Source organism: Nitratireductor aquibiodomus (assembly GCF_900105565.1).
In the GTDB taxonomy this organism is placed as follows: Bacteria; Pseudomonadota; Alphaproteobacteria; order Rhizobiales; family Rhizobiaceae; genus Nitratireductor; species Nitratireductor aquibiodomus.
Map to the genome: position 1 here is coordinate 87,476 of NZ_FNSL01000002.1, position 16,609 is coordinate 104,084.

Sequence of the window (16,609 nt, forward strand, 5' to 3'; positions counted from 1 at the left end):
AAACGCCCCGTCCTGACGCCGCCCTCCCCGGCAGCGCCAATCCGATCATGCCGAGAGCCTTTGTCCTCCCTCCGCATCAAAGAGATGGATTGCCTCCGGATCGATGGAGACCTTCAGTTCGTCACCCGGCCCGGCCTTGATGCGCTCGCGGAAAACGCAGGTCATCTCATTGCCGTCGAGCTCGGCGACGACATGGGTTTCAGACCCTGTCGGCTCCACCACCTTCACCCGCAGGGCGACATCACCACGCAGATGGATTGCCTCGGGCCTGATCCCGCAGATGAGCTTTTGACCGGGCTTCGCGGCCCCGGCATTGGCAACCGCAATGCGTTGCCGCTGCCCTGTCACGAAAATGCCGGGCTCACCCTCGGCCAGCATGCCCGGTGTCATGTTCATCGCCGGCGATCCGATGAAGCCTGCGACAAAAAGATTGGCCGGGCGATCATAGAGCTCCAGCGGTTCGCCGACCTGCTCGACAATGCCGTCATGCATGACCACGATCTTGTCGGCCATGGTCATGGCCTCGATCTGGTCATGGGTCACATAGACTGTCGTGGTCTTCAGCCGCTGATGCAGGTTCTTGATTTCCGAGCGCATGGAAACGCGCAGCTTTGCATCGAGATTCGACAGCGGTTCGTCGAAGAGAAACACCTGCGGGTTGCGCACGATTGCGCGCCCCATGGCGACGCGCTGGCGCTGGCCGCCGGAAAGCTGGCGCGGATAGCGGTCAAGCAGATGCGTCAGGCCAAGAATTTCCGCCGCCGGCCGAACCTTCGCCTCGATATCGCTCTTTGACGCCCCCTTGAGCATGAGCGAGAAACCCATGTTCTCGGCCACGGTAATGTGCGGATAAAGCGCATAATTCTGGAACACCATGGCGATGTCGCGTTCCTTGGGCGGAAGCGCGTTGACCACCCGGTCGCCGATCACGATGTCTCCGGAGGTGATGTGCTCCAGCCCCGCGAGCATGCGCAGCAGGGTCGATTTCCCACAGCCGGACGGTCCGACCAGAACGACGAACTGCCCCTCCTCGATATCCACCGAAACGCCATGCAGCACTTCCACCTGCCCGAACGCCTTGCGGACATCGCGAAACTTCACTGTGGCCATTAAGGCTCCTCCCTCCTTAATGTATTCATTGTTGCATAGTGGCTTCAATCCGAATGGAGCGCAACATGCAAAACAAGGAACATCAGGAAGTTTGTAAAATCCGGCACCTTCTCAATAACGTATGCATCGCGAAGCGGCCGGACAAAAAGATGACGGCGCGGTGCTTTACGCATCGCGCCGTGCGAATGGATTCAGGTCGTGAAGGGCAATGAAAACGCCTGCCGCGCCGGGTGCGGGCACCCGGCGGCGAACTGCCTCAGGCGAGGCCAGTGATCATGGATACGATCTCGTTCTTGTCGGTTTTCGCGGTTTCGCGCACGCCGATCTGATTGCCGCGGCGCAAGACGCAGATCCTGTCCGAGAGGCGGAAAACCTGGTCGAGGCTGTGGCTGATGATGAGGATCGCCAGATTGCGGGCCTTGAGCGACTGGACGATTTCCTCGACCTTGGCCGTTTCGGCAACACCGAGCGCGGCGGTCGGCTCGTCGAGCAGGATCAGCTTGGTGGCCCAGTGTGTCGCCCGCGCAATCGCGACACCCTGCCGCTGCCCGCCCGAAAGATCGCGGATCATCGCATTGGCCGATGGAATCCGGACGTCCAGTTCGTCAACAAGCGCCTGCGTTTCCTGCATCATCGCGCGGCGGTCGAGCATGCCGAAAGGCTTTCGCACCTTCTCGCGCCCGAGAAAGAGGTTCATGTAAACGGGCTGAAGATCGGCCAGCGCCAGATCCTGATAGACCACCTCGATGCCGCTGGAGCGCGCCATGCTGGCATCGGAGAAGCTGACCGCCTCGCCATCGAGCCGGATGGTACCCGAGGTCGGGGCATGCACGCCGGAGATGATCTTGATCAACGTCGACTTGCCGGCACCGTTGTCGCCGACCAGCGCAACGATTTCACCGGCCTTCAGGTCGAGCGAGAAATCCTGAATGGCGACAACCCCGCCAAACGCCTTGTGAATGTTCTTCAATTCGAGAACGGGGCTGGTGATGGTTTCCGAATTCGCGGACATTTTTACCTCAGCTCCGGCCAGTCTTGTGCAACCCCGAACGGGTTCTCGATGGTCACCACTTTGGGATCGCCGCTGGAAACGCCGGAAATTCCCACTGTGTAGGCACGAGTGACGAAGGCCTGCCCCCGGAAACCGAAGACGACACTGTCGCCCGCCTTGGGCTTAACCGCGCCGGTCGTATCGATCATGCCGTAATAGTCGATTGCCGAAGGTGGCGGAATTTCCACGCTGGCCATCGCCTGCGCCGAAGCCGTCGGCGTGTCGGACACGATTGCCTGAACGTCGTAGTCCGGGAAAACTGGATCGATGTAAAGGCCGCCGCCGAAACAGTAGGCGCGCTGCTGGTGAAGATGCGAAACCTCCGAGAGGTAGAGCACGGCAGGGCGCTCCGGCAGATCCTCGATGGCGTGAAGGGGCGTCGTTCCGTGCAGGCCGTTGCCCGGCTCACACTGCGTTGCGCCCGCCTCGGCCAGCGTGTCGAGCACGATTGACGAAGTGGTGCCCGGCGCGTTCACCTCCACATCGGTGCGACCGATCTTCGCCAGCGCTTCAGCGGCACGAGCGAGAGTCGAGAGGTTGTGCGTGGGCAGAACCTTCTTCTTCTCCTGATCGTATAGCAGCGCCGGGAATGTGGTGAGACCCGCGAACCGCGCGCCATCCAGCCCGTCGATCATCGCTGCCACATCGGCGATGTCCTCTGCGGGAAAACCGCCTTCATGCCCGCGATAGAACGTGTCCTTCTCCGTGTGAATCCGCGCGAGGAGAGGCTGCGTGCGCCCGGCTAGCTTTGCCGCGTGGGCGGCCTCCTGCGCCTTCTCCCTGCTGAAAACGGTCCAGAAATCGGGCGCTAGACGCGATGCGGCCATCGGCGCCTCACGACGCGGCACCTGCACCAGATGGCCGAGGTGCCCGGTCTTGAGGCCTGCACGATCGCAGGCCACCGCGCAGGCCATGTCCACGGCCACAGAACGGTCGATGCCGCCGCGCATCACTGCCTGACAAAAGCCGCTGTTCCGCCCCACCTGCTTGGTCATGGCGAACACTTTCAGGCCATGCCTGTCGGCAGCGGTGCGGAAATGCCGGGCATTTTCCTCGACCGCGTCCAGATCGAGCAGATAGGCATTGGCGGGCACCCTGCCCTCCTGATGCAGGCGGATTGCCGCTTCGATGAATGCGGGATTGCGGCGTCTAAGAACATCGAGAAACATCGGACTTCTCCAGAATTCGGATCAGGCGCGTGTGGTGTCGCGCAGGGAAATGGCAACGGCCAGAAGGATGATGAGCCCGCGCACGATCATCTGATCGGAGACCGAGAGCCCCATCAGGATCAGCCCGTTGTTCAGCATGCCCATGAGAAGCGAGCCCACCAGCGCGCCGATCACGGAGCCCTTGCCGCCGTTCAGCGCCGTGCCGCCGACGATCACGGCCGCGATCACGGTCATCAGGTCGCTTTCGCCGAGCGTGTATTTTGCCGCCTGCAGCCGCCCGGCATAGAGCAGCCCGGCAAGCCCGGCACAGCCGCCGCTTATCATCAGCACCGCAAGACGGAGGCGTGGAACCTTGATGCCGGAAACCTGCGCGGCGCGCGCATTGTCACCGGTCGCGATCACATGCGCGCCGAACCGGCTTTCCCGGTAGACCAGATGGCCGACGATCACGGCGGCAAGCGTCCACAGTACAAGCGAGGGGATGCCGAAGAACGAGCCCGAACCGAAGAAGCCGGTGAACGTGTCGCTCAGAACCGGAATGGAGCGCAAATCCGTCATGGACCGTGCCACACCGGCAAAAAGCCCCATCGTGGCCAGTGTCACAAGAAAGGATGGCAAGCGCAGATAAGCCACCATCACCCCGTTGATCCAGCCAATGGCGAGACCCGCGCCAAGCCCGGCAAGAATGCCGAACAGCATGGAATGCTCCTGCATCACCACAGCGGCCGCAAGGGCTGAGACGGCAACAATGGAGCCGAAGGAAAGATCAATCTCGCCCGCCGATAGAACGAAGACGAGGCCGATGGCCATGATCGTCGCCGGCGCGGTCTGGAGCACGATGTTCGAAAGGTTCCTGGTGGTCAGGAAGCCGTCATCCGCGAGCGTGATGGCGAAGAAGAGAAAGATCGCGATGAAGCCCAGATAGATGACGCTGCCCTGCAGATCGAACTTTCTGGCTATCGCGGATGTGCGCTTGAACATGTGACATCTCTGAAAGAACTGAACGGGTTGGCAGGCCGTGGGTTCAGGATCCCACCACGGCCTGCCGGAGTTGTTACTGGGCCGCAGCCTTGACGCTTTCCGGCGGCTGCCGGTTCATCGACTGCATCCAGCCATCGACAACATTGTCGGAGCCGACACTCAGCGCATCGACGACGAGGAAAGGCTCCACCGCCTTGTCGAGCAGGCCGGCGGCGGCGGCCCGCGCCGCCGTGACACCGATCTGATACGCCTCGTCGGCGACGATGGCGGCAATGTTGCCACCCTTCAGCATGTCGAGCGCGGCAGGCTCGTTCAGATCGATCGTCACCACCTTGGTCCGGTCGTTGGACTGCTGGCGGAGAACGGAGAGCACGCCCAGAGCCGGCTCGGCCCATGGAGTATAGATGCCGTCGAGGTCAGGATTGCGCGAAAGCATGGCGCTTGCAATGTCCTCGGCATTGGCCGGGTCGGTCATGCCGGATTCGATCACGATCTCGATTTCGGGATACTCGTTTTCGATGGTCCATTTGAACGCACCGTCGCGCTGGTTGGTGACGGGAAAGTCGGCATCGTGGAACATATAGCCCACCTTGCCCTTGCCACCGATGGCCTCGGCCAGCGCCACTGCCGCCTTGTTGCCGATCTGAAAGAGATCGGCCGAAACCACGGTCGTGTAATCCTCACCATGGGTGAAGCCCTGAACCGCATTGTCGATGAAGACCAGTTCGACGCCCGCATCCCTGGCAACGCCATAGACGGACTTGGCGGTCGGCGGATCGATGGGCAGCGACACGATGATGGAGGGGTTGCGCGCCATCACCGTTTCCACATCGGCCTTCTGGCGCGCGGTGTCGAAACCCGCATCGGTTTCCGCGACCACCTCGATGCCAAGGCGGGCGAATTCGTCCTTCGCACCCTGCGCGACGGCGTTCGACCAGTCATAGAGTTCGTGCCAGACGAGCGCGGCGGTGTGGCCGCCGGACTTGATGGTCTCGATATCCGCATCGCTGAGGGTGAGCGAAGCCGCCGGCGTGGGTGCCTCACCATTCGGCCCGACCGTCGCGGGCTGTTCGGCAAAGGCCATCGCGGTTGTCGCTGCCAGAAGTGGAACCGTTGCAAAAAGAGCTTTGAGTTTCATGTCATTTCCTCCCGTTTCCCCGTTTGGCGGTCGCGCCCGGCGGCCGCCGCGCAGGCATTATTTTCCGGCCTGCATCACGCTTTTCGGCGCATCCACATGCAGCGACTGGTGCCAGGCCTCGCCCACATTGTCGGCCGTCGCCGTCACCGCCGGCGCGACGATGAAGGGCGGCGTCTCTTCACCGATCAGGGCCAGTGCGCCGGTCGCCGCCATGGCGCGGCCAAGCTCATAGGCTTCGTCGGCAACGATGGCGGTCACATTGCCGCCACGCACCATGTCGAGCGCGACCGGCTCGCTCAGGTCCAGCGTGACCACCTTCGTGGTCTTGTTGCCATTGGCGCGCAGGGCGGCCAGAACACCTTCGGCAGGCCCTGCCCAGGTCACGAAGATGCCGCCGATATCCGGGTTCTTCAGAAGCATCGCATTGGCGATCTCTTCTGCCCGTGCGGGGTCGCTGATGCCCTGTTCGGCAACGATCTTCATTTCCGGATAGTTGTTTTCGATGGTGCTTTTGAAGGCGTTGTCACGCTGGTTGGTCACGTAATAATCGGCATCGTGATAGACCCAGCCCACCGTGCCCTTGCTGCCCATGGCCTTTGCCAGCGCATCGGCGGCCTGCTTGCCCATCTGGAACAGATCGTCGGTGACAATCGCCGCATAGTCGGACCCGTGCTTGTAGTCTTTCGGCAGGTTGGAAAGGAACACAAGCTTCACACCCTGCGCCTTCGCTTCCTCGAAGGCCGCTGCCGATGTCACCGGGTCAAGCGGCAGCGAAAGAATGATGTCCGGCTTCTTGGCCATGGCCGTTTCAATGTCGCTGCGCTGCTTGGCGGCGTCGAAACCGGCGCTGGTGGTTGCCACCACTTCAATGCCAAGTCGCGCGAACTCGTCGCTTGCGCCGGCCGTCACCGCATTCACGAAATCCGACTGGTCGTGCCACAAAAGGGCTGCGCGATGGCCACCGGCCTTCAGGCCCTCGACCTTGTCGTCGGGAACCGAAACCTCGGCTGTGGGCGTAGCGGTCTCGCCCTGCGGACCAACGGTCTGCGCATAAGCGCCGCCCGTGATGAAAAGCGCGGAAAGCGATGCCGCGCGCAACAGATTGACTATCGACATGATTTTCTCCTCTTCCCCTTCTCTTTGCCCCTTGCGGGCGCTTATGCGTTTTCGATGCCGCAATAGCCGGCGATAAAGCTCGCGAAGCCGACAATGCCCGCGAAATATTCCTCCACGCTCACGCGCTCTTCGAATGTGTGGCAGTTGGAGATATCGCCCGGCGCGCAATAGACGGTCGGGCAACCGACCCGGTCGATCAGGAAAGGCGCTTCCGACCAGTAGGGAGCCCCGGTGATCGCGCCCCGGCCCGGCAGCGCTTTATTCATCGCTGCCGCCAGGGCCTGAATGTCCTGGCGTTCGGAATCGACTTCGGCAGGCGATCCGCCATGGCGATGGTCCCGGCCGGCCGGATAGTCCATCGATACGGTCGTGCCCGTGCCGGAGACCGCCTCGTTGACGACGCTTTCAAGCTCGGCAACCGCATCGTCCAGCGCCTCACCGGGCAAAAGCTTGCGAATGAGCGAAATGCGGCATTCGCCAGGCACGGCTATGTAGCCGCCGCCATCAATGCCGGTCACAAGGGCAAAGGCCCGTCCGACAAGCGGGTGGCTGGCCCTTGCGGCTATGGCGTCCGAGTGGCGCCAGATCGCGTCGAGAACACCGTGCATGGCCTTGAGTGCATCGATGCCCTCTTCGGGAACGCCGAAATAGGCCGACTTTCCGGTCACCGTGATATCGGCGATGAAAAAACCCATCTGGGCGGGAAAAACGGAGAGTTTCGTCGGCTCGACATAAACCGCGAAATCCGGCTTTGCGATCTCGCCACGTTCGAAGCGCTGCGCCAGGTCCTTGATGCCGGCACTTACACCCGTTCCGGGCTCCCCGCTCTCCTCGTCACCGACGAACGCAAAGGAGACGTCACCCTTGAGGGCCAGTCCCGCTCGATCCAGCAGATCGAGCGCGCAAAGCGAGGCTGAGATACCGGCCTTGAGATCGCCTGAGCCCCGCCCCCAGATTTCACCGTCGATGACGACGCCGGAGAACGGGTTTTCGCGCTCGGTGCCCTCCCAGTGCTCGGCCCAGCCGCGCACATGGACCGTATCGGTATGCCCGACGAAAAGGAGCCGCGGACCACCGCCCACCCCTTTGCGCTCGCCCCAGACATTGGGACGGCCTGGCAGGAATTCGGCACTCTGCGGCGAGAGCCCGAGTTTCCGCATCTGCGTTTCAAGGAAGGAAACGAAGTTGGCCTCGTTGCCGGTCACGCTCTCCCGCGCTATCGCGCCCTTAAGAAGGTCCAGCGCGGAATCGGCATCGAGAGCGCTTTTCAGCCTGTCCTGCACGCTCCTGTCGCCCGTCATTGCGCCGCCTCCACCAGCTTGACCACCTTCGCCGGAGGCAGGCTGATCTCGGCTCCCGGCACACCGCCTGCGAAGAGCGTTGAATGAAGATGTGTGAGCCCCACGGCCGCGCCACCGACAATCGCAACACGCGACCCAAGCTCGGAAACATCGAGCTCCACCGGAGACGGAAAGCAGAGCGGCAGCAGGTCGCGCACACGCTCGACCAGCTCTCTGCGGCTGCCTATGGACCCTCCGAGCACGACCTTGCCGGGATTGGTGATGGCGCAGATCGCGGCGACGGCGCGCGCCACATAACGCGCCGTTTCGTCGAGAACCTGACGCGCGTGGACGTCACCCGCCCCAAGCGCATCGAAAATTCCCGGAACGTCGAGTTCATGGCCGGACAGCTCCCGATATCGCCGGCGGATGCCCACGGTTCCCGTCACCCGCTCCAGCGCACCCACCTTCAGCGATTCCGCTTCAAACGGATCGGTGCCAAACGGCAGAAAGCCAAGCTCACCCGCCGCGTTGCCGAAGCCGCGCACCAGGTCGCCACCGACCATCAGCCCCGCGCCAATACCCGTTCCGATGGCGATGTAGGCCAGATCGTCCACACCGGCGACACTGCCAATCCAGTGCTCACCGATGGCGGCAAGGTTGACGTCATTCTCCAGAACGATCTCGACCCCGAGTTCAGCAGCGAGCGCCGCTCGCACATCGAGCGTCTCGAAACCCGTCACATTGGGTGACATCACAATGCGCCCGCGCTCCTGATCCGGCACGCCCGGGACACCGACAACGGCCATGCGAAGTCTCTCATAGGGGATATTGTTGTGCGCCGCAGCCTCGCGGCAAAGACGGGCAATCTGGCTGATCACATGAACACCACCCCGTGCATCCGTCGGCTCGGTCACTTCCGCCAGGACCTGACAGGAAAGATCGGCAATCGCCGCGCGCACCTTGGTGCCACCAAGATCGACGGTGGCTATGCAGGCTGCGTCCGGGACGATCTCATAGGTGACGGCGCTTCGCCCCACATGCCCCTGGGTGCGCCCGGTCTCCCTGATCCACCCATCCTCCTCGAGCTGACGGGCGATCTCGGAGATCGTCTGCTTGGAAAGACCTGTCTGCTTGGCAATGCTTGCGCGGGAGATCGGACCGCAATGAACGATCGCCTCCATGACCATGCAGAGAGAGAATTGACGGGAGATGCGCGGAGCTTCGTTCACAGCCATTTCTTTTAGTTCGTTCTGTTACCGAACTTATTACACCGTTTCGCATTTCAGTCAATCGCTCTCACGTCGGATTGGTGCTCGGCGTTTGGAGTTACGTCACCCGGCCAACAGCGGGCACATTCGGAGTGCATTCGCAAAAATTATTATATTTCAATAAATTATCGATACTCTACCAGCGCTCGATGGCGCCTGGGATGTCTTCAAGGAGCCGCTCCTTGTTCAGAAGGCCGGCATCCTCCAGCTTCTCGAAATCAGGAAGATCTCGAAGCGTTTCAAACCCGAAATGGCCAAGAAAGGCCGATGTCGTCACATAGGTATAGGGCGCGCCCGGCTGCGGGCTGCGCGGACCGGAGGCGATGAACCCGGAACGGCGCAGCTTGCCGATCACGTCGCGCGAGATCTCGCGGGCAAAAAACCTCGACAGCTCGGCGCGCGTGATCGGCTGGAAATAGCCAATGGTCATCAGCACCAGCGCCTCGGCATCGCTCAGGCTCTCCCCGGCCTCGACAATGCCGAATGCCGTTCGTATCGCCTCGGCAAGGGACGGACGGGTCCGGTGCTGCCAGCCACCCGCCACACGCACCAGTTCATAAGGCCGGTCTGCAAGTTCTGCGCGGATGTCATCGATGATCAGATCGAGATTGCAGTCGCGCCCCACAACCCGAAGCAGTGTCTCGCGGCTGACCGGGTCCGGCGCCGCGAAAATCACCGCTTCCACACGCGCCATCCATTCGCGCCAGCGCAGGGCCGGCGGCAGATGCTCCAGTTCCCGATCGAACAGGGGACTGTCTGCATCCACATCACTCTTGTGCCGGCTGGCTTGCGGGCTCATCTCTCAGATTCCGTATCGGCGGCGACTGTTTCTTGTCGGGCGTCCGATGCCAAACAAAGGAAACATCCCGCGCACATCGCGCTGCCACCTGGCGGACCGTTCCACCCTCTGGCTCGCTGTGGCGCAGATCGAATCATGTCTCCACCTTGATGAACCCTGCCGGCTCTTTCAACGAAAGAGCTTCCGCAACACTGCCCCATCGACAGGTTTTCGGTGTGCAGCGCAAATGCGGCAGCGATAGCAGAAAGCGCATGAAGCAAAACCGTTCATTTTCGGATCATCAAATGTTGCCGCGCGATGACCAAATTGATTTTGCAGTTCGGCGCGAATGATCCTACACGCCAGCGGACCGCATCGCGCCGGCTCCGGCCGGCGATACAGAATGCACCCAAAAGGCATCCCCAAAAGGCAACCCCCAGAGGGACCCACCAGAGGGAACCTTGAGGCTCCCGAACTGGTCGGGCTGAACGAAAACCGGAGTCATTTCCGTTCAGGCAAACACTTTTCCTCCAGATAGCAGATTTTTTGAGATCATGAATCGAACACGCGAACACTGGACCTCGAGAATGGGGTTCATTCTGGCTGCCGCCGGCTCGGCTGTCGGCCTGGGCAATGTCTGGCGCTTTCCCTATGTCACGGGGGAGAACGGCGGCGGGGCGTTTCTCCTGATCTATCTCGGCATCGTCTTTTCGATTGGCGTCTCGGTTCTTGTCGCGGAACTGATCATCGGCCGCTCAACGCAGCTCGATCCCGCAGGTGCGTTCAGAAAACTCGCCGGCGGCGCCTGGCCGATTGTCGGGTATATGAGCATTCTCACCGCATTCGTGATCCTGTCGTTCTACTGCGTGATCGCCGGATGGACCGTCGCCTACATGATCAAGTCGATCACCGGCTCGGTGCTGACGGCAAATCCGGAAGAAATCGGCGGCGTGTTCGATGCTTTCATCACCGATCCGCTCGAACCGGTCTTATACACCGCACTTTTCATCGGGCTCACTGTCTTTGTCGCGCTTGGCGGCGTCGCCAGCGGCATCGAGCGTGCGGCGCGCATCCTCATGCCGGCGCTGTTCTTCATTCTCCTGGTCCTGGTCGCGCGCTCGGTCACCCTGGACGGTGCCGTCGAAGGCATCGCGTTCTTTCTGGAGCCCGATTTCTCAAAAGTGACGTGGGAGACCCTGCTGGCTGCCCTTGGGCAGGCCTTCTTCTCCCTCTCGCTCGGCATGGGGGCGATGATCACCTATGGCTCCTACATGCAGCGCCATGACGACATTGCCGGTTCGGCCCTCGCCGTTACGGTTCTGGACGCACTCGTCGCCGTGCTGTCCGGGCTGGTAATACTGCCGGCGGTCTTTGCCTTCGGTGCCGCCCCGACCGCCGGGCCGGGCCTCACTTTCATCACCCTGCCCTCGATCTTCGCACAGATGCCCTTCGGCTTTCTTTTCGCCGCCCTTTTCTTCTTTCTGCTGGCCATCGCCGCGCTGACAAGCGCGGTCGCCCTTTTGGAGGTGGTCATCGCCTATTTCATGGACGAGGGCAGCGCGAACCGGAAGAAAGTGGCCGTCACAGCCGGCATTGCCACCTTTGCCCTTGCCGTGCCCGCCTCTCTCAGCCTCGGCGTAATGTCCGGCTTCACCATCGGTGGAAAAGTGCTCTTCGATGCGCTGGACTATCTCACCAACAACATCACGCTACCGCTCGGCGGGCTACTGGTCGCCCTGTTCCTGGGGTGGGTTCTGAAGCACAGGGGCGAAGAAGAATTTGTCGACGGCTCCACTCTGGCTCCGGCTCTGGTCGGAGCATGGCGGTTCATTATCCGCTATGTCGCGCCCGTGGCGATCCTGCTGATCCTCATCAACGGCCTCGGCTTCATCTGAAGCCGGGGGAAGAAGGGCTCCGCCACTCTGCGCGCCGACATTTTCCGGGCGCGCATTGATATATGTCAATTTTGGATAGATTATTTGAAATCATTCATATAGCATATAAAGGATGGAGACGCGGGACCTTCAGACTTTTCTGGCTGTTGCCGAAACAGGGAGCATCACCAAAGCGGCGGTGCTGCTGGAACGTTCTCAGCCCTCGGTCACCCGCACCATCCAGGAACTTGAGTCAAAACTCGGCTTTTCGCTTCTACAGCGCGCCGGCAGGCGGGTCATGCTGTCCGATGAGGGCATCGCCTTCGAAGAAGAAGCCCGCCGTGTCCTGAACTCGCTGACGGGACTGGCAGCCCGCGCGCGTGCCATTGCCACCGGCCGGGGCCGCACGCTTCAGGTGGCGGCGACATCCGCCATCGCAACCGGCGTCATCCCCGCCGCGCTTTCCCAATTCGCCGTCGAAAAACTGCCGCCTGAAATCCAGATCGCACAATATCTGCCCAACCGGGTTGCGCAGGAAGTGGGCTCCGGCGGTGCCGAACTCGGCTTTTCCAGCATGCCGCTGGATGTGCCCGGTCTCGAGGTCGTGCGCCTTTATTGCGCCAACGACGTTGCCGCCCTGCCCGAAGGCGATCCGCTTGCCGACTATGACGTGGTGCCGCTTTCGGCCTTCGCCGGCCGCAGGTTCGTGACCATGCTCGATCCGGGCCGCTTCCAGCGACAGGTTTCGCAGACGATGGAAGCGCGCGGCGTCAGACCCGGTCCGCTGATCCGCACCAATGTGTCCTATTCCGCACTCCGTCTTGTGCAGAAAACCGGCGTCGTTTCCATCATCGACCCGGTCAGCGCATACGGTGTCCAACTGCCCGGTGTGGTGATACGGCCGATCGATGTTGCCGTCCCGTTTTACTGGGGCGCCGTCACCGCGTCATCACGCCCCCTTCGCCCTCTCGTCACCCAGATGATCGAAGCCGTCGAAGCCGAAGCGCTCCGTCTCATTCCCGACCTGCAGATACTCGACCCCGCACGCAGTGCGCAGACCATAGACCGGCATGCTTCAGACAGTCCGGTCCCCCACCGAGGATCAGAATGACCAGTCAGCCCCACACCACGCCCGGCGCCGCGAACAGTCTGGATGCTCTGGCAAAGCGCATCCGCTTCGATCTCGACTGTCTCAACCTTCCGTCTCCCAACTGGGTGCCCGAGAAGCAGAGCGGCAGGGGCGAAAAGCCTCACGATGTGGTGGTCATCGGCGGCGGCATGTGCGGCCTCGTCGCAAGCTTTGCGCTTCGCACCAGCGGCATCCGCAACATGCGCATCTTCGACCGAAACCCGGAAGGGCTCGAAGGCCCGTGGCTGACCTACGCCCGCATGGAGACACTGCGTTCGCCGAAGACCCTGCCCGGCCCGGCCTTTGGGATGGGCGCGCTGACCTTCCGCGCATGGTACGAGGCGCAGCATGGTGCGGACGCCTGGGAACGGCTCGACAAGATCCCCCGTCCCATGTGGATGGAGTATCTCATCTGGTACCGCAACGTTCTCGATCTCCCCGTCGAGAACGAGGTGGAGGTCACCAGTGTCACGCCGGAGGATGAATTCCTGCGGCTCGAGCTGCGCGGCGCAGGCGCGAAGGAAAGCTCCGTCCTCACCCGCAAATTCGTCATGGCCACGGGCCGCGACGGCACCGGTCACCCCAACATTCCAGATTTCGTTTCCGGCCTGCCGAAACATCTCTGGGCCCACTCCTCCGAAAACATCGATTTCCCTTCGCTCAAGGACAAGCGCGTCGTCGTAATCGGCGTCGGCGCCTCGGCGGTCGACAATTCGGCCGAAGCGCTGGAAGCCGGCGCCAAGGAAGTGCGCCACCTCATCCGCCGCCGCGAAATGCCCACCATCAACAAGATGATGGGCATCGGCTCCTTCGGTTTCACCTCGGGCTATGCCGCGCTGCCGGACGAATGGCGCTGGCGTTTCATGCAGTATTCCTTCAGTACGCAGACGCCCTCGCCGCGCGGCTCGACCATGCGCGTCAGCCGGCATGAAAACGCCTTCTTCCATTTCGGACAGGGCATAGCCCGCGTCTGGAACGACGGCGACGAGGTTGTCATCGAAACCACCGCCGGAAAGACCGTTCGCACCGACTATCTCATCCTCGGCACCGGTTTCACCGTCGACCCCCTGGCCCGCGCCGAGCTCGGCGATGCTGCTGGCGAGATCCTGCTTTGGCGCGACCGCTATACACCGCCGGCAGGCGAGGAAAGCCGCGAGCTGGCCAACTTCCCCTATCTGAACGCCGACTTCTCGTTCCGCGAGCGCACGCCCGGTGCCGCCCCGTGGCTGTCGAACATTTACTGTTTCAACTACGGCGCATCCGCGAGCCTCGGCAAGGTTTCCGGCGACATTCCCGGCATCAGCGACGGCGCCCGCTGGCTCGCTTATTCCATCGCGGCCACGCTCTATGGCGAAGACGTCGAGACCCATTGGCAGGCGATGCTCGACTACGACAAACCCGAACTGCTCGGCGACGAATGGACCGAAACCGAGCTGGAAGACTGTGCCGCCATGGGCGCGCGCGAACCGACCTATCAGACTGGAGGCTGAACACCCTCATGAGCGACCTTTCGCCCAACGACATCGTCATCACACAGGCCGGGATCGACGCGAGCGGCTCCGTCCGCGAAGCGCTCGAAGGTCGTGCCGACATCATGGCCATGACGCAGGCAACCCATGATGCCGCCCTGAAACCCGGTGATGCGGGTGGCCTCTCCCATGGAGAACGCGCCGCACTCGCCGCACGCGTCGCCCGGCTCAACGAAGACGAGGCTCTTGCCGCGCACTACATGGCACTGCTCGAAGAAGCAGGCGCTGACGAAGCCGTCTCATCCATGGCCGATCCGGCTCATGACGGCGAAGGAAACGCCCGCCGGGCCGCGCTTCTCGCCTACACCGACCTCGTTTCCGCGCATCCACGTGACACGGCACCGGAAGACATCGAAGCCCTAAGGAGCGCCGGCATTTCCGATGCCGACATTGTCCGGCTTTCCGAACTGAACGCATTCCTGGCCTATCAGATCCGCGTGATCGCCGGCCTCAAGCTGATGAAGGCGACAGCATGAGCACCATCATCCACGAGTTCACCACCAGCATCCCGACCTGGCGCCCGCGCGTTCAGCCCATCAAGCTGGATGAGGCCACACCCGAACAGCTCGATGCGCTGAAAGTCACGCCTTCCAACACGAAGGTCTCCGACTATGTGCTGGTGCTCGCCAATGATGTCGAGACGCTGAAAGTCCGCACCCCGCTTTTCAACGCGATCATGTATAATCGTGGCGGCATGGGCCGGGCAGAGCGCGAGCTGAGCGCCGTTGGTGCCTCGGTGGTCAATCGCTGCGTCTATTGCGCTGCCGTCCACGCAAGCCGGTACAACCAGCTCATCAAGGACGAGCAGGTGATGGAGGCCATCTTCGCCGACGGCGAGAAGGCCGAGCTTGACGAACGCCAGAAGGCGATCTTCCTGTTTGCGGCAAAGCTGTCCAAAGCGCCGAGCGAGGCGACAGAAGAAGACATGCAGGCGCTGCGCGATGCGGGGCTCAAGGACGACGAGATTCTCGATCTCATTCTGTCCGCATCGCTGTTCGGCTGGGCAAACCGGCTGATGCACACGCTGGGCGATCCGGTGGTCGAGTAGAAACTTTTGGGGCTGATGTTTTGAGTAAAGTGGAAAACAATCTGCGTGTGGGCATCGCCGGGGCCGGAGCCATCGCCTTCGGCGCCGCGGCCTTTCTTGAGCAGTCGGGCCACAGCCCGGTTCTCTGGTCGCCCTCGGGCGAACGCACAAAGAGACTGGCAGCGGGCGAACCCCTGATTGCCACCGGTGCTGTCGAAGGCACGTTCCGTCCGGGCGTTGCGCAGTCGGCCGAGGCGCTCGTCGCCGATGCAGACGTGATCCTGATTGCCCTGCCCGGCTACGGCCACAAGCACGTCTTCGATGCGATCGCCCCCCATATCCGCTCCGATCAGGCGGTGATCATTTCCTCGCACGCCTCCTTCGGCGCGCTCTACCTGTCCAAGCTTCTGGCCGCGCGCGGCATCACCGTCCCCATCGTCGCATGGGGCACCACCGCCACCACAGGCCGCCAGCCGAGCCTGGTGGAGGCCAGCGTCAACACCGTGCGCAGCAAGATCGATCTCTGCACGGTTCCTGAAAGCCGGGCCAGCGAAGGACTGGCGCTTTGCCAGCGTCTTTTCGGCGACCGTTTCGTGGAGCGCGACGGACTGCTTGCCATTGCACTCAGCAATCTGAACCCGCAAAACCATATGGGCATCGCCCTTTGCAACATGACCCGCATGGAGCATGGCGAAACCTGGAGCCAGGGTTTCAACGTCACACCCAATGTGGGGCGGCTTCTCGAAGCGCTCGACCGTGAGCGGCTGGCCATCGCAGAAGCGCTTGGCCTTTCGGTACGCACCATATTCGAACATTTCCATCTGTCGTTCCATGTGCCGCAGGACACCGTCTCGGCCATGAACCAGAAAATGCATGAGGAAGGCCGCGGCGGCACCGGTCCTGCCACGGCAGACAGCCGCTACGTCACCGAAGACGTGCCCTACGGCCTGCTGATGACGGTGAAGCTGGGCGAAATGACCGAATGTGACGCCAGTCTGCACCGGTCCGGTGTGGAGATTTTCTCGGCCATGTACGGGCGCAATTTCTTTGCCGAGAACGAACTTCTGGGCGCTTTAGCACTGGACAGCATGACGCTCGATGACCTGAAGACCCTGTGTCGTGAGGGCTATCGCGCACAAACGGTACCCGCATAAAA

At 62.1% G+C, this 16,609-nt stretch carries 15 protein-coding genes; 6 read left to right on the forward strand and 9 right to left on the reverse strand.

Features of this window, described 5'->3' with window-relative positions:
- Nucleotides 1–45: 45 nt before the first annotated feature.
- The 9 genes from BLW55_RS19565 to scpB form a co-directional block, all read right to left on the reverse strand.
- Nucleotides 46–1,110 carry an ABC transporter ATP-binding protein gene (locus BLW55_RS19565; protein WP_090330106.1) on the reverse strand — a complete coding sequence of 355 codons (1,065 nt, stop codon included), beginning with the start codon at nucleotides 1,108–1,110 and terminating at the stop codon, nucleotides 46–48.
- Nucleotides 1,111–1,366: 256 nt separating this feature from the next.
- Nucleotides 1,367–2,122: an ATP-binding cassette domain-containing protein gene (locus tag BLW55_RS19570; RefSeq protein ID WP_007009155.1), complete on the reverse strand. Its 756-nt coding sequence runs from the start codon at nucleotides 2,120–2,122 to the stop codon at nucleotides 1,367–1,369.
- Nucleotides 2,123–2,124: 2 nt separating this feature from the next.
- A complete protein-coding gene (locus BLW55_RS19575) occupies nucleotides 2,125–3,330 on the reverse strand; it encodes an alanine racemase (RefSeq protein WP_090330107.1) in 1,206 nt (401 codons plus the stop codon).
- 21 nt (nucleotides 3,331–3,351) lie between these two features.
- Nucleotides 3,352–4,311, reverse strand: coding sequence for an ABC transporter permease (locus tag BLW55_RS19580; RefSeq protein ID WP_025029382.1), 960 nt, complete (start codon nucleotides 4,309–4,311; stop codon nucleotides 3,352–3,354).
- Nucleotides 4,312–4,384: 73 nt separating this feature from the next.
- On the reverse strand, nucleotides 4,385–5,449 hold the full coding sequence (locus tag BLW55_RS19585) for a substrate-binding domain-containing protein (protein ID WP_090330108.1): 1,065 nt from the start codon (nucleotides 5,447–5,449) through the stop codon (nucleotides 4,385–4,387).
- Between the two features lie 57 nt (nucleotides 5,450–5,506).
- Nucleotides 5,507–6,565: a substrate-binding domain-containing protein gene (locus tag BLW55_RS19590; RefSeq protein WP_090330109.1), complete on the reverse strand. Its 1,059-nt coding sequence runs from the start codon at nucleotides 6,563–6,565 to the stop codon at nucleotides 5,507–5,509.
- Between the two features lie 41 nt (nucleotides 6,566–6,606).
- Complete coding sequence (locus BLW55_RS19595; RefSeq protein WP_090330110.1) at nucleotides 6,607–7,866, reverse strand: M20 family metallopeptidase; 1,260 nt, start codon at nucleotides 7,864–7,866, stop codon at nucleotides 6,607–6,609.
- Entirely contained in the window at nucleotides 7,863–9,083 is a 1,221-nt protein-coding gene (locus BLW55_RS19600; protein ID WP_007010305.1) for an ROK family transcriptional regulator, read from the reverse strand. The genes BLW55_RS19595 and BLW55_RS19600 overlap by 4 nt, the downstream gene beginning before the upstream one ends.
- A 169-nt stretch (nucleotides 9,084–9,252) precedes the next feature.
- Entirely contained in the window at nucleotides 9,253–9,915 is a 663-nt protein-coding gene (gene scpB / locus BLW55_RS19605) for an SMC-Scp complex subunit ScpB (RefSeq protein WP_025029387.1), read from the reverse strand.
- A 533-nt stretch (nucleotides 9,916–10,448) separates the two neighbouring features.
- Between scpB and BLW55_RS19610 the strand changes: the two genes are divergently transcribed.
- The 6 genes from BLW55_RS19610 (at nucleotide 10,449) to BLW55_RS19635 (ending at nucleotide 16,607) form a co-directional block, all read left to right on the forward strand.
- Nucleotides 10,449–11,789: a sodium-dependent transporter gene (locus tag BLW55_RS19610; RefSeq protein WP_090330111.1), complete on the forward strand. Its 1,341-nt coding sequence runs from the start codon at nucleotides 10,449–10,451 to the stop codon at nucleotides 11,787–11,789.
- A 112-nt stretch (nucleotides 11,790–11,901) separates the two neighbouring features.
- Nucleotides 11,902–12,879 carry a LysR family transcriptional regulator gene (locus tag BLW55_RS19615; protein WP_090330112.1) on the forward strand — a complete coding sequence of 326 codons (978 nt, stop codon included), beginning with the start codon at nucleotides 11,902–11,904 and terminating at the stop codon, nucleotides 12,877–12,879.
- Nucleotides 12,876–14,387 carry an NAD(P)-binding domain-containing protein gene (locus BLW55_RS19620; RefSeq protein WP_090330113.1) on the forward strand — a complete coding sequence of 504 codons (1,512 nt, stop codon included), beginning with the start codon at nucleotides 12,876–12,878 and terminating at the stop codon, nucleotides 14,385–14,387. Before BLW55_RS19615 ends, BLW55_RS19620 begins: the two co-directional genes overlap by 4 nt.
- Nucleotides 14,388–14,395: 8 nt before the next feature.
- On the forward strand, nucleotides 14,396–14,902 hold the full coding sequence (locus BLW55_RS19625) for a CMD domain-containing protein (RefSeq protein WP_025029390.1): 507 nt from the start codon (nucleotides 14,396–14,398) through the stop codon (nucleotides 14,900–14,902).
- Nucleotides 14,899–15,474, forward strand: coding sequence for a peroxidase-related enzyme (locus BLW55_RS19630; RefSeq protein ID WP_090330114.1), 576 nt, complete (start codon nucleotides 14,899–14,901; stop codon nucleotides 15,472–15,474). Before BLW55_RS19625 ends, BLW55_RS19630 begins: the two co-directional genes overlap by 4 nt.
- A gap of 41 nt (nucleotides 15,475–15,515) precedes the next feature.
- Entirely contained in the window at nucleotides 15,516–16,607 is a 1,092-nt protein-coding gene (locus tag BLW55_RS19635; protein ID WP_210184124.1) for an NAD/NADP octopine/nopaline dehydrogenase family protein, read from the forward strand.
- The last annotated feature ends 2 nt before the right edge of the window (nucleotides 16,608–16,609 follow it).